Here is a 13,986-nt window from a genome sequence, read left to right on the forward strand (position 1 = left end):
ATTCTAGTTCGTTCATGACGTCCTCCTTTATAAATAGTATACTATACGAAAAATCATTTGTAAAACAAAAATATCCAAAAATATATACGAAAAAACGTAAAACACATTTTCTTCCTATTACCCGTAAGAATTATTTTCAACGAAAGAAGGAGCGCAAGAAAAAAGGCTTGGCTACCAAAACCAAACCTCGTATTTTACAGATCCATGCCCCAGTCAGTTAGCACTTCTTCGTGATAGACATGTAGAACTTTTATTTTTTTAAGGAGATAGTTGCCAGTTACCCCGACCAAAAATCCTGATAGAATTCCGCTGAAAGCGAGAATAGGAAGGTAATTCAAGACCATCCAAGATTGAGCAATAAGGGAGAAGACAATCAATTGGCCGAAATTATGACTGATCCCTCCAAGAGTTGAGATACCAATGACACTGACTCGTTTTGGTCCCAGTAATTTTGTGAGTGACATGACCAGATAGCTGACAATAGTCCCAGATAATCCATATAGAAAAGTAGAGAAAGTCCCGCTCAGAAATGTGGATATGAGAAGGCGGAGACCGATGACTTTTATATTATCCTTTGGAGGCAAGGTGAAAATTGAGATGATTGTAATCAGATTTCCCAAACCGAGTTTTGCACCAGGTGCAAAAGTAAACGGAGAAGGGATAGCACGTTCAATAACAGAGATTACAATTGCTTGAGCTGCCAACATGGTGATAAAGGTCATCTTTTGATAATGTTTGTTCATAAAGAGTCCTTTGTATGAAAATATACCATCTTATTGTATCATATTTCTGATTATTTCAGAAGATTTAGTAAAAATTTACAAAACATCTTGCGAAAATTCTCACAATCCATTATACTAATAAATAGTGAGATAAAAAGGAGAACACTATGTCACAGGAAATTGTTATTGTTGGTGCTGGCTATGCTGGTATTTCAGCAGCTCAGACATTAGCAAAAAAATATAAAAAAAATCAAGATGTAAACATCACCTTGATTGATAAAAATTCCTTCCATACTTATATGACGGAATTGCATGAAGTTGCTGCGGGTCGTGTTGAACCAAATGCGATTAAATATGATTTGCAACGCATCTTCAAGAAATATCCAAAAGTACAATTGGTAACAGATAAAGTTGTCAACATCGATTACGATAAAAAAGAAGTTGTTGCTGAACACAATACTTTGAAATTCGATTACCTTCTCTTAGCAATGGGTGGTGAAGCAAATGACTTTGGTACACCTGGAGTTAAAGAAAACGGCTTTACATTATGGTCAATCGAAGCAGCTGAACGGTTGCATGACCATATTTTGGAAGCTTGTCAACGTGCAATGAATGAACACGATGAAGCAAAACGTCGTGCTCTCTTGACATTCACAGTTATTGGTGCAGGTTTCACTGGTATCGAGATGATCGGTGAGTTGATTGATTGGGTGCCAATTCTTGCCAAAGAGTTCAAGTTGGATGAGAAAGAATTCTCACTCAAAGTCGTTGAGGCTATGCCAAACATCTTGAACATGGTTACTGAAAAAGAACAAGTCAAAGCTCGCAAATACCTTGAGAAAAAAGGTGTTGAATTGGTCTTGGCTGATGGTGTAACAAGCGTTGATGAACATGCTTTGAACTTGGCATCAGGTCGTGTCATTCCAACTTATACTTCCATCTGGACAGCTGGTGTGAAAGCCAATACCGATGCAGCTGATTTTGAAATCGAACAAGCGCGTGCTGGTCGTTTAGTTGCCAACGAATTCATGGAAGCCAAAGGCAAAGAAAATGTTTACGTGGCTGGTGACTTGGTTTACTTTGAAGAAGCTGGAAAACCAACTCCACAAATCGTTCAAGCCGCTGAGCAAACGGGACACACTGCAGCTGCCAATATCATTGCAGCTATTTCAGGTGGTGAAAAACACAGCTATAAAGGTAAATATGACGGCTTTATGGTTTCTATCGGTTCTAAGTACGGGGTTGCCTACTTGAACGATAAATTCCATATGTCAGGTTTCCTTGCAATGGCAGTGAAACACTTTGTCAACTTGATTTACTTCTTCGGTATCCGTAGCTTCTACAATATCGGCGCTTACATCCGTCATGAATTCTTTGACATTAAAGACAAACGTAATATCTTTGGTGGAATGACATCAAGCAAAGGAAATAATCTCTGGATGATTCCACTTCGTGTTTACTACGGATCAATGTGGCTCTTTGAAGGGTTGAAAAAAGCCTTCGGTCTCTTTGGTACAACATCATGGTTGGGAGACGAGATTGTTTTCCCATTTGAATGGTTGAAAGAGCCTGTATCTGGTGCATCAGCATCAGAAGGTACTACAGAAGCTGTAAAACAAGTCTTCTCATTGAACTTTACATATGGTGAAGAGCCAATGCAAGTTATTGGTAAAATGCCAGGTTGGTTTGAAGCCATTATGAAAATCATGATGCCAAACCAAGAAGTTGCCCTCTTCATGCAAAAAATGATGACTTTCCTTGAAATTGCGATTGGTTTAGCATTGATTGCTGGTCTCTTCGTATGGCTTGTAAGTGCCTTGACAGTTGCATTGGTTGCAATGTTTAGCTTGTCAGGTATGTTCTACTGGGTAAACATGTGGTTTGTACCAGCTGCCATCGCTTTGATGAACGGTGCTGGACGCGCCTTCGGTTTGGACTATTGGGTAATGCCTTGGATTGGAAACAAACTGGATCGATGGATTTATGGGAAACCGAATCATATCTATCGATTGAAAAAATAAGCAGAAATTGCTATAATACGTGATAAAGTTAGGATTAACCTTGATATTAACTATTATGGTTAAGCCTAACTTTTTTTGAAGGAGATGAGGAGTTACGGTGGTTCACCCAATTTGGAATGATAATCCCACAGTGCAAAGTGGATTAGAAGAAGTAAGAGCAATCATAAAAAGCGAGTTACGTATACCGCATCCCCAGGTAAAAGAAAAAATCGATGAATACTTGGACGCTTCGGGAAAATATTTACGGGCTGGTTTATTGCTCATGTTGGCACAGGCTAAAGAAACAGACATTCAGCCAGCCAAGCTCTATTTTGCAGCGTCAGTAGAAGTTTTACATTTAGCAACCTTAATTCATGATGATGTTATTGATGAGGCGGACACACGGCGTGGTATCGTAACCATGCATAAAACACAGTCTAATCGCATTGCTATCTATGCTGGTGATTATTTATTAGCGTATTCAAGTCGCTTGCTAAAAAAAGGAATTTCCTTAATGGAGGCGTCAAAAGAAGCAGAAGACTTGTTTGATAATAACATTATTGAACGCATCCTTGCTGGAGAATTAGCTCAATTGCTCAACCAAGGACGTAAGGACATGCGCTTAAAAGATTACTTGAAGCAAATTAAAGGAAAAACAGCTTTTCTATTTGCCTTATCTTGTCAGTTAGGTGCCTGGACCAAGCAGGAATCAAAACGCAATGCACGTTTGGCCTTTAATTTTGGTCAAGCTATTGGCATGGCTTTTCAGTTGTCAGATGATTTACTTGATTACCAAGTACCAGAATCACAAATGGGCAAGCCTCGGTTACAGGATGTTCAAAATCGCATCTACACAGCACCGCTCTTATTTGCGATTGAAGAAAATGCCAGTTTGAGAGAATATTTGGGCAAAGAATCATTTAGTGTAGATGAATTGGATAGGCTTCAAAAGGAAATTTCCCAGACAGCTGCTTATCAGCGAACCAATCAACTGATTGAACGTTATTTAAAAAAAGCAGGAAATTTTGCAGAAAAAATGCAGCTTCCTAATCAGTCGCATTTGCTTATTTTTCTGAAAAAAACCATGGAACGAAGCTTCTGAAGTGAAAAAAGTCACAAAAAATGTAGACATTATCAATAAATAGTAGTATAATAAAATCAATCAGCGGAAAACGCTTTAAAAAGGAGAATGTTTCATGAAAATGAAAAAAGTCTTTGCTGGACTTGTATTGTTCAGCGCAACTCTTGCATTGGTAGCTTGCGGAAACAGCGCTTCTAAAACAGAAAGCTCTGCATCTTCAGAAGCTAAAACTGAAAAAGTTGAAACAACTGATATCAAATGGCAAGACGGTACTTACACGGGTGAGTCAGCATTTGATGATAAAGGCTACAAAGTTGTTCACTCAATTACTATCGAAAACGGTAAAATTACTGCTTCAAACTTCAACTATGAAGATAAAGATGGTAAATTGAAAGCTGACAATGAAGAATACAACAAAATGATGAAAGAAAAATCAGGTGTATCTTCAAAAGAAGCTACAGAACAATTGAACAAACAATTGGTTGATACTCAAGATGCAGCATCAGTAGAAGTTGTATCAGGTGCAACTCATACATCAGAAAACTTTGTTAAAGCTACAGAAGCTCTTCTTGCAGCTGCTGCAGAAGGTAAAACTGACAAAGTTATGTTTGACTTCAGCAAATAATCGTTGATTTCTAAAACGATGTGTGGTTTCGGTCACATATCGAAAGAAATGCTAGAACATAAAAAGAGAAGCTGTTGACGATGGTCCCAGCTTCCTTTTTCGTTGAAGGAGAAAAAAGTGAAATATTTTCATAAACTAATGGCTTGTGTGGTGCTCCTTATTACAGTGGCTCTTCTAGGAGCATGTCACAAGTCAGCACAGAAAACAACAAGTCTTCCTGTCGTAAAAACTCCCTTGATGAGGACCGAATCACTCTTGCATACTGTTGTACAGTTAAGTATTTATCATGAAAATCAAGAGAAAACGATAGAGGATGCGATTGCCTATATCAAAGAAATGGAACGCCTTTTATCAGCGAATGAAGAGGGGGCAGATGTTTATAATATCAATCAAGCCGCAGGTAAAGAAGCTGTAAAAGTTGACCCTAGAACCTTTGAACTCATCGAACGTTCTATTCAAGTTTCTAAAGAGAGTCAAGGTCGATTTGATGTCTCAATTGGCGTGATTAACCAGCTTTGGAAAATTGGTTCCGAGGATGCACGTAAACCTGCTGAGCAAGAAATTGAAACGGCCCTACCACATGTAGATTATAAAAAGATTCATTTAGACAAGGAAAAAGGAACTGTCTATATTGAAAAAGGCATGAGTTTAGAACTTGGAGCAATTTCAAAAGGCTATATTGCAGATGGTGTCAAAGAAGTGTTGAAAAAAGACGGCGTCACAACTGCCATTATCAATCTTGGTGGAAATGTCGTTGTTATGGGAACTTCACCAAATCATTCTAAGGGCTGGAAAGTTGGTGTTCAGGATCCTGATGAGACACGAGGCGCAACCGTTGGCTACGTCTTCAAAAAAGATAGTTCTATTGTAACTTCTGGAATTTACGAACGGTTCTTTGAGCAAGATGGAAAAATCTATCATCATATTTTGAATCCCCACACAGGTTATCCTGTTGAGAATAGCATTTCAGGTGTGACCGTCTTTACCAAGACCTCTACTCAAGGCGACAGCCTATCAACCACTCTATTTATCTATGGAATAGAAGACGGACTAGCATATGTCAATCAGTTAGATGGTGTCGAAGCAGTCTTTATTGACAAAGACCACGGTGTTCACCTCAGTCAAGGGTTGAAAGATACATTTCAATTAACAAATAAGGAGTATCATCTTGCAGAATAAATTAACTCTTCCAGTTTTTTTAGAATTTGTAGAATTAAAAACAAAAGTTGCTAGTGTTTTTCCCATGATGATCGGTTTGTTATGGTCTAGCTATGCTTATGGACCATTGAATTGGGTCAACACTTTTTTGTTTATTATAGCTGTTCTCTCTTTTGATATGTGTACAACAGCTATCAACAATGCGATGGATTACCATAAAGCGGTTGATGCGGAGTACAAGGCGCAAGAGAATGTCATTGGAAAACATGGCTTGGACTTTCAACAGATGATGCAGATTATTTTTATCCTGTTGGGAATAGCTGTTCTCTTTTCAGTTTTTCTTGTGTTCAGAACGGATTTATTGCTACTGCCAATCGGAGGACTTTGCTTTTTAATCGGTATTTTCTATACCTTTGGTCCCATGCCCTTGTCACGACTGCCACTTGGTGAAATTTTTTCAGGTGTGACAATGGGATTCGGTATTTTCTTCTTAGCGGTCTATATCCAGAATCCAAGTGCTATTTTAGCAAGCGGCTGGGATTTGAGACTCGGCACAGCAGCGATTGCTTGGAATTGGTTCGAAACAATCAAGATTTTCTTTATGACCATTCCATTGATTTGTTTGATTGCCAATATCATGTTGGCCAATAATCTTTGTGACTATGAGCAGGATTTGCGGAATCACCGTTTTACATTAGTCCACTATATCCGCCCTAAGCTGGGCGTCGTGCTGTATACAGTCTTAAGCTGGCTTCCTTGGGTACTGTGGGTAATCTATGGTTTGACAGGTTTGTTGCCAATCTGGACGCTGATTGGATTTATTGGTCTTGTGCCATTTACAAAGAATCTGAAGAATTTTCAGGCCAAACAAATCAAACGTGAAACCTTTATCAACTCTATTAAAAACTTTGTTCTCTTTTCGGCGATGTATCTGATGGTACTTGTTTTCGCCTTGTTATTTAAGTAGAGGGCAATCAATAGAAAAAAGGAGCTGGGCCAAAAGTCCAACTCTAATTTTATTTGAGCTAGAATTGCAAGACGCAGTGGTTGGGAGAAAGCCTTGCTATTTTAATAGTATAGTCTTTCCCCTGCACAGTTGACGGGGTGCTTTAGCACCGACAACCACTGCTGATTGGCATTCAAAGATAGCCTATGTTGACGCGAAAATTTCGCTTCATTTCCAGCCTCAAAAGGTTCACTGAACCTTTTGAGCTATGCGGGGGTGGGAGAGAAAAGGTCCAGTGGACGTTTTCTGCCTGAGCTTATAAATAAGGGAGCGAGGGGAACTCTTTGTTGATTGCTATGAGTTATTTCCCACTCCCTTTTTCTATATCTTGTTAAATAGGTAAAATTAACTCGTCTTCATCGTCTTCCTTATCTTGGTCTTTATCATTTATCTCACCTTTACGATGAATTTCAATGACAAATTGATGGGGAAGACAAACTAGAATTTGTCCTTCTTTATTGATCCAGCCTGTATTGACAGCAATCTGATCAGGGCTATTATCTTCTTTCACACGAATCCATCCGCTGTTGGTTTCAACAATATTGTATTGACCTTCGTTGGGATAGTAGGTCTTTAATTTTGAACCAGCATTTTCATCAAGGAGAAGTTCGTCTATAATTTCTCCATTAATTTTGACAATAGCTACTAACCGACTCGTATCCTTTGCAAGGTCTTGTTGGTAAAAATAGGTGGAGATGATCATAGGAGTGAAAGAGAAGAGGATGGCTAATCCAATCAGAATATAGTCAAAAGGCCGAAATAATTTTAAAATATTTTTCATTACTCGCTCATTTCCAAACATAATTCCTACTATTATAACATATCTAGACTTGCTTGTGAAATTTCCTATTTAAGAGATTGATTACAGAGAGTTCGAGATTTTTGTATTCTCTGTTGCTGCTTTTTTCGTATGGAAGGCTATTAAAAGTTAAAAATAGACTTGTATCCTTGTCCATTTCCGTCCTCTTTTGAACTGTTAATGAGCTCCCTGTATTTCGAGTTATTTTATTTGACCTCAATAATTCTATATGGTAATATATGTCTAATTAATAGTTCTATATAGAAATAAGTGTGGCATATGATTGAAAAAAGTAAGGGTGGATATTTGAACATGCAAGTCCACTTGTTGAATGGACGGCTCTTTCAAAGTTTATTGAACAAGGAACCAGATGTTTTGTACCGTAGTGAGCAAGGAAAAATCTTGTCGGCTCTGTGGTCCAATGAAGGCTGTCTGACAGCAACAGACATAGCGCTTAAGACAGGTTTGGCCAATAATACATTAACCAACATGCTCAAGCGTTTGGAAGAGCAGAAGTTGCTAATCTTTCAAGAACATCCAAATGATAAACGTAAGAAATTTGTTACTTTAACAGAACTTGGTTGGTCTCAGGAAAAGATTGGCGACAAGGTTAGTCAAGAGTTGGCAGACATTTTTTACACAGGATTTTCAGAGCGAGAAATAGCTGACTTTGAAGCGTATATGGAGCGGATTTTAAAAAATCTGCAAGCAGCTTCTAGAAAATAGGGAGTGACGATGATTGAATTTAAAGAAGTAAAAAAGACCTATGGTGAGGGAATTATTCTCAAAGAAATCAACTTACGAATCAAGTCAGGTGAGTTTATGGTTCTAGTCGGTCCTAGTGGTTCTGGTAAAACGACCTTACTGAAAATGGTGAATCGTTTAATTGAGCCAACGGGTGGTCAGATTTTTCTAGACAAAAAGGAGTTGACCAGTCTACCCCTGCGTGACCTCCGCCTATCAATCGGTTATGTTTTGCAACAGATTGCACTCTTTCCAAATCTTACAGTTGCAGAAAATATTCTCTTAATTCCTGAGATGAAAAAGTGGAAGAAGTTAGAAGCGCAAGAGAGAATGACCGCCTTAATGGAACGCGTGGGATTACCATTTGCTGAATATGGTCATCGCTATCCCAAGGATTTATCAGGTGGTGAGCAGCAACGGATTGGGATTTTGAGGGCGATTATTGCCCAGCCTAGCATACTGCTCATGGATGAGCCTTTTTCAGCCTTGGATGCTATTTCTAGGAAGCAATTACAGGTCTTGACCAAGGAGTTACATGAGGAATTTGGGATGACGACTATTTTTGTGACCCACGACACGGATGAGGCCTTGACTTTGGCGGATAGGATTGCTGTACTTCATGAGGGAGAAATCGTCCAGCTGGCCAGTCCGAAAGAAATCTTAGAAGCGCCAGCCAATGACTTTGTGAAGGACTTGTTTGGAGGTGGCTGTCATGACTAGTTTGTTGTCGACTTTTGAGAGCCGATTGGGCGATTGGCTGACAGCCCTCGCTCAGCATTTGCAGCTATCTCTTTTGACGCTTCTCTTGGCTATATTATTGGCTCTTCCCTTAGCGATTTTTCTTAGTCCTCATCGGAAAATAGCAGAGCTGATCTTACAGATCGCAGGTGTATTTCAGACCATTCCGTCTTTAGCGATTTTGGGTTTGCTTATTCCGATAATGGGGATTGGAACCTTACCTGCTCTAACAGCTTTGGTCATTTATGCCTTATTTCCTATCTTGCAAAATACCTTGACAGGACTAGCTGGGATTGACCCGAGTTTGAAAGAGGCCGGAATTGCCTTTGGGATGAACAGGTGGGAGCGTCTCAAAAAATTTGAATTGCCTCTTGCTATGCCTGTTATTATGTCTGGAATTCGGACGGCAGCTGTCATGATTATTGGGACAGCAACCTTAGCGGCTCTTATCGGTGCAGGTGGACTGGGTTCCTTTATCTTGCTAGGGATTGATCGTCATAATTCTAGCTTGATTTTGATCGGGGCGATTTCGTCAGCGATTTTAGCAATTGGTTTTAACTTTTTACTCAAATTTTTAGAAAAGGCGCGACCTCGGACTATTTTTGCGAGTTTTGGGGTCTTGGTACTGGGACTGTTTCTATCCTACGCGCCAGCTATTTTCCCAAAAATGCAAGCCAAAGAAACTATTACGGTTGCAGGAAAGCTGGGTCCTGAGCCAGAAATCCTCATCAATATGTACAAGATATTGATCGAGCAGGATAGCGATTTGCAGGTGGAATTAAAGCCGAATTTTGGGAAGACAACCTTCCTATATGAGGCCTTAAAGTCTGGAAAGATTGATCTTTATCCAGAGTTTACGGGTACGGTGACATCGTCCTTACTCCAGTCGTCGCCAGTGGTGTCAAATGATGCCCAGCAGGTCTATGAAGCAGCGCGTGATGGTATTTTACAACAGGATAAGTTGGTCCTCTTAAAGCCAATGGCCTATCAGAATACCTATGCGCTTGTCCTTCCTCGGAAAATAGCAGAGCAGTATGGCGTGAAAAGCATTTCTGACTTAGCAGGACTTGAAAGTCAGCTCAAGGCAGGTTTTACTTTAGAATTTAATGACCGTGAGGACGGAAATAAAGGGCTTCAGTCTATCTATGGCTTGAACTTACAGGTTTCCACTATGGAGCCAGCCTTGCGTTACCAAGCTATCTCTTTAGGAGACATTCAGTTGACGGATGCCTACTCAACGGACCCCGAAATTACCCAGTATGATTTGCAAGTCTTAAAAGATGACAAAGAACTCTTTCCGCCCTACCAAGGCGCTCCGCTCTTATCTCAATCCTTACTGAAAAAACATCCAGAACTGAAGAAAATTCTCAATCAATTAGCAGGGAAAATCAGTGAAGCGGATATGAGCCAAATGAACTACCAAGTCGGTGTAGAAGGAAAATCTGCAGCGGAAGTTGCTAGAAATTATTTGGAAAAAGAAAATCTCATCAAGAAATAAGGAGAAATTATGATTGCTATTACAGGTGTAACAGGAAATTTAGGCAGTTTTGTTGCTGAAAAGCTAGCCCAAGTAGGCATCACCAGTCGTCATCTTGCCAGAAGTCCAGAAAGAGCGAAAAAATATGAATCTGCCCAGCTAGTCCGTGCCGCCTATGAAAATTCAGAGGAAAGCCGTCAAGCCTTGGCAGGAGTAGATATTCTCTTTATGGTATCAGGGAAGGAGCATCCAAACCGCCTGCAACAGCACTTGGACTTCATTGATGCAGCCAAGGCAGCGGGGGTGCATCATATCATTTATACTTCCTTTTATAATGCTAGCGAGACCGCAACCTTTACTTTGTCACGAGACCATGCCAAGACTGAAAACTATATCAAAGAACAGGGTTTTACCTATACCTTCTTGCGGGATAATTTTTACATGGACTTTTTTGTAGAATTGTGCCTAGCATATGATGAAATTCGTGGTCCAGCTGGAAATGGAAAGGTATCAGCTGTCTTGAGGCAAGATGTTGCCCAAGTGATTGTTGAAATTTTGAAAAATCCTAGCCAATGGGAAAATCAAATTCTAGACATGACTGGACCAGAAAATCTCACCATGCAGGAAATTGTAGACCTCATGGCTAGCAAACTTGGTCGCAACATTGCCTATATCCGTGAAACAGTAGAAGAAGCCTATGAATCGCGCAAGGTCTGGCCAGCAGAAGCCTGGGAATACGACAGCTGGGTATCGACCTACACAGCCATTTCAGTCGGTGAACAGGAAGGTGTCTCATCAGACATTGAGCGTGTTTTAGGATGTCCAGCGACCTCCTTGTCAGAATACGTCAAGACTCTTGACTAGAATAATCAAAACACAACGGACTTTTATGAGGTCCGTTTTTTAGTACGATTTGCAAGCGAAAATCTATTTTTTGAGTCGATATTTACATAAATAAAAATATTGTGAAATAATGAGCATATTTTTTGTAATCGGTAACAGAGTAAGTTATAATGTATGGTATAAAATAATATTTTGAAAGCGAGATTTTTCTATGGCAAAAATCGTTGTTGTTGGTGCAAACCACGCCGGTACTTCAAGTATCAATACACTTTTGGATAACTACGGTTCACAAAATGAAGTAGTTGTCTTTGACCAAAACTCTAACATTTCTTTCTTGGGCTGTGGTATGGCTCTTTGGATTGGTAACCAAATTTCTGGTTCAGAAGGTCTTTTCTACGCAAACAAAGAAATGCTTGAAGCAAAAGGCGCACGCATTTACATGAACTCACCAGTTCAATCAATTGACTATGATGCAAAAACTGTTACTGCCTTGGTTGACGGTCAAGAGCATGTTGAAACCTACGACAAATTGATTTTGGCAACAGGTTCACAACCAATCTTGCCACCAATCGCTGGTGCAGAAATTAAAGAAGGTTCACTTGAATTTGAAGCAACTCTTGAAAACCTTCAATTCGTTAAATTGTTCCAAAATGCACAACAAGTTATCGATAAATTGGAAGACAAATCACAAGATATCAAACGCGTAGCAGTTGTAGGTGCTGGTTATATCGGTGTTGAACTTGCTGAAGCCTTCCAACGTCATGGTAAAGAAGTGATCTTGATTGACGTTGTGGATACTTGCTTGGCTGGTTACTATGACCGCGACCTTTCAGACATGATGAGCAAAAACATGGCTGACAACGGTATCGAATTGGCATTTGGTGAGACTGTTAAAGCTATCGAAGGTGACGGTAAAGTTGAACGCATCGTAACTGACAAAACAAGCCGCGATGTTGATATGGTCGTTCTTGCAGTAGGTTTCCGTCCAAATACAGCTCTTGGTGCTGGTAAATTGGAAACATTCCGCAACGGCGCTTACCTTGTAAACAAAAAACAAGAAACAAGCATCAAAGACGTGTACGCAGTTGGTGACTGTGCGACAGTATTTGACAATGCTATTAACGATGTGAATTACATCGCTCTTGCATCAAACGCTCTTCGTTCAGGTGTGGTAGCTGGTCACAATGCTGCTGGTGTTGAAGTTGAATCACTCGGTGTTCAAGGTTCAAACGGTATCTCAATCTACGGTCTTAACATGGTTTCAACTGGTTTGACAGAAGAAAAAGCAAAACGCTTTGGCTTCAATCCAGTTGTCGTTGAGTCAACTGACTTTCAAAAAGCTTCCTTCATGGAAGAAGATAACCACGAAGTAACAGTGAAAATCGTTTACGATAAAGATACTCGCAAAGTGCTTGGTGCACAAATGGTATCTCGTGAAGACATGTCTATGGGTATCCACATGTTCTCATTGGCAATCCAAGAAGGCGTAACAATCGACCGCTTGGCTCTCCTTGACTTGTTCTTCTTGCCACACTTCAACCAACCATTGAACTACATTGCTAAAGCAGCTATCTCAGCTAAATAAGCAAGATAAAAAATCGACTACAGGTTAGTCGATTTTTTTAATGTATTTATCAGGTGAATAAGCTTGTCGGTCGAATTCGTTTTCTAGTTGTTGAATTTCTTGAGCAATTTGCCAGCCGATAAAAGGTCCAGAAGTCAATCCAGAAGAGCCTAGTCCACTTGCTACCCAGATGTGTGACTGGTCAGATAGATTACCATAAAATGGAGCGTAGTCTGAAGTATAGGCTCGTGTTCCAATTCGCGTAGCAGAAATAGGAAGTTCAGCAATTTGCGGAATAAATTCAGCAGCTGTTTTCTTCATGTGGGAGATGATTTCTGTATCTAAATTCAAGTCGTACCCAATATCATCTTCGTGACTAGCACCAATGACCAACTTGCCATTTTCAAAAGGAAGAATATCAATTTCGCCGTGGAGCATACAGCCTGGCCAGTCCTCTGTGGCAAAGTCAGTTTCCACTTCCAAGAGCTGTCCTTTTTGCGGACGAACATCCACTGAATAGCCTAGAGGAGTAAGCAAGTTTGGCAACCATGCGCCAGCAGCTAGAATAATCTGATCCGCCTTGAGAACTTGTTCTCTCAGAGAGACAGTGTGCGTATCTATTAAATTTGCTTTTCCTTTCAGCAGTAGCCCGCCATTTTTCACAAAAGCAGTCTGCAAATGTTCCAGCAGTTTATTACCATCTACCCGTCCGCCACCACTAGCTAGGATGGCACCTTGGTCTGTTGAAAGTTGGGGAATGAGCTGCTGGACTGTTTGACCAGTAAATAGACTTAATTGCCCAATCGTTGGAGCATTTTCTCGTCTATCTAAAGCGATTTTTTCCAGTTTTTGCAACAGTTTATCTTTGTTTTTGAAGACAAGAGTACCTGTTTGTTTGTAAGCTGATTCGGAAAAGCCAGCCTTTTCTAAATCCATCATGAGCAGAGGATAAAAGGCGGCACTTTCGGAGGTCAGTTTGTACCAATCTTGGTTGCGACGTTGCGACAGCCAAGGGCATATGATACCAGCCGCGGCACGAGTTGCTGTTCCGATTCCTTCATCAATCAAAGTTATCAGAAATTCTTGTTTTTGCGAGAGGTAAAAAGCAGCAGTAGAGCCAACAATCCCTCCTCCGATAATGACGATATCTTTTTTCATAGGACAATTATAGCACAAATCAAGTCGGTTTTCTTATCTGGCTGAACATGGTACAATAAAGAAAAGGAGAG

Annotated in this window: 13 protein-coding genes; 10 read left to right on the forward strand and 3 right to left on the reverse strand. The window is 40.1% G+C overall.

What is annotated here, in order from left to right; genetic code table 11:
* Positions 1-194 precede the first annotated feature (194 nt).
* Positions 195-743, reverse strand: coding sequence for a Gx transporter family protein (locus ACHUFA_RS05995; RefSeq protein ID WP_394405184.1), 549 nt, complete (start codon positions 741-743; stop codon positions 195-197).
* Between the two features lie 146 nt (positions 744-889).
* On the opposite strand from ACHUFA_RS05995, the gene ACHUFA_RS06000 reads away from it, so the two are divergent.
* The 5 genes from ACHUFA_RS06000 (at position 890) to menA (ending at position 6,553) form a co-directional block, all read left to right on the forward strand.
* Positions 890-2,743 (forward strand): FAD-dependent oxidoreductase, encoded by a 1,854-nt coding sequence (locus ACHUFA_RS06000; RefSeq protein ID WP_394405185.1) that lies wholly within the window; start codon positions 890-892, stop codon positions 2,741-2,743.
* 97 nt (positions 2,744-2,840) lie between these two features.
* On the forward strand, positions 2,841-3,824 hold the full coding sequence (locus ACHUFA_RS06005; protein ID WP_394405186.1) for a polyprenyl synthetase family protein: 984 nt from the start codon (positions 2,841-2,843) through the stop codon (positions 3,822-3,824).
* Between the two features lie 94 nt (positions 3,825-3,918).
* The gene (locus ACHUFA_RS06010) at positions 3,919-4,428 is read left to right on the forward strand and encodes an FMN-binding protein (protein WP_222349991.1); all 510 of its coding nucleotides are present in this window, start codon (positions 3,919-3,921) and stop codon (positions 4,426-4,428) included.
* Positions 4,429-4,566: 138 nt separating this feature from the next.
* Positions 4,567-5,607, forward strand: coding sequence for an FAD:protein FMN transferase (locus ACHUFA_RS06015; protein WP_394405215.1), 1,041 nt, complete (start codon positions 4,567-4,569; stop codon positions 5,605-5,607).
* Complete coding sequence (gene menA, locus ACHUFA_RS06020; RefSeq protein WP_394405187.1) at positions 5,597-6,553, forward strand: 1,4-dihydroxy-2-naphthoate polyprenyltransferase; 957 nt, start codon at positions 5,597-5,599, stop codon at positions 6,551-6,553. The genes ACHUFA_RS06015 and menA overlap by 11 nt, the downstream gene beginning before the upstream one ends.
* 370 nt (positions 6,554-6,923) lie before the next feature.
* Here the strand turns inward: menA and ACHUFA_RS06025 are convergent, their stop codons facing one another.
* Positions 6,924-7,373 (reverse strand): NusG domain II-containing protein, encoded by a 450-nt coding sequence (locus tag ACHUFA_RS06025; RefSeq protein ID WP_394405188.1) that lies wholly within the window; start codon positions 7,371-7,373, stop codon positions 6,924-6,926.
* Between the two features lie 300 nt (positions 7,374-7,673).
* Between ACHUFA_RS06025 and ACHUFA_RS06030 the strand changes: the two genes are divergently transcribed.
* From ACHUFA_RS06030 to nox, 5 genes are all read left to right on the forward strand, one after another.
* Positions 7,674-8,117: a MarR family winged helix-turn-helix transcriptional regulator gene (locus tag ACHUFA_RS06030; protein WP_222350000.1), complete on the forward strand. Its 444-nt coding sequence runs from the start codon at positions 7,674-7,676 to the stop codon at positions 8,115-8,117.
* A 9-nt stretch (positions 8,118-8,126) separates the two neighbouring features.
* Positions 8,127-8,855: an ATP-binding cassette domain-containing protein gene (locus tag ACHUFA_RS06035; RefSeq protein ID WP_222349987.1), complete on the forward strand. Its 729-nt coding sequence runs from the start codon at positions 8,127-8,129 to the stop codon at positions 8,853-8,855.
* Positions 8,848-10,371 (forward strand): ABC transporter permease/substrate-binding protein, encoded by a 1,524-nt coding sequence (locus tag ACHUFA_RS06040; protein ID WP_394405189.1) that lies wholly within the window; start codon positions 8,848-8,850, stop codon positions 10,369-10,371. Before ACHUFA_RS06035 ends, ACHUFA_RS06040 begins: the two co-directional genes overlap by 8 nt.
* A 9-nt stretch (positions 10,372-10,380) precedes the next feature.
* Positions 10,381-11,214, forward strand: coding sequence for an SDR family oxidoreductase (locus ACHUFA_RS06045; RefSeq protein WP_394405190.1), 834 nt, complete (start codon positions 10,381-10,383; stop codon positions 11,212-11,214).
* Between the two features lie 190 nt (positions 11,215-11,404).
* Positions 11,405-12,778 carry a H2O-forming NADH oxidase gene (gene nox / locus ACHUFA_RS06050; protein WP_394405191.1) on the forward strand — a complete coding sequence of 458 codons (1,374 nt, stop codon included), beginning with the start codon at positions 11,405-11,407 and terminating at the stop codon, positions 12,776-12,778.
* A 24-nt stretch (positions 12,779-12,802) separates the two neighbouring features.
* Here the strand turns inward: nox and ACHUFA_RS06055 are convergent, their stop codons facing one another.
* Positions 12,803-13,915 (reverse strand): NAD(P)/FAD-dependent oxidoreductase, encoded by a 1,113-nt coding sequence (locus ACHUFA_RS06055; RefSeq protein WP_394405192.1) that lies wholly within the window; start codon positions 13,913-13,915, stop codon positions 12,803-12,805.
* Positions 13,916-13,986: the final 71 nt, after the last annotated feature.

The sequence above is a fragment of the Streptococcus hepaticus genome, from assembly GCF_043656315.1.
GTDB lineage: Bacteria > Bacillota > Bacilli > Lactobacillales > Streptococcaceae > Streptococcus > Streptococcus hepaticus.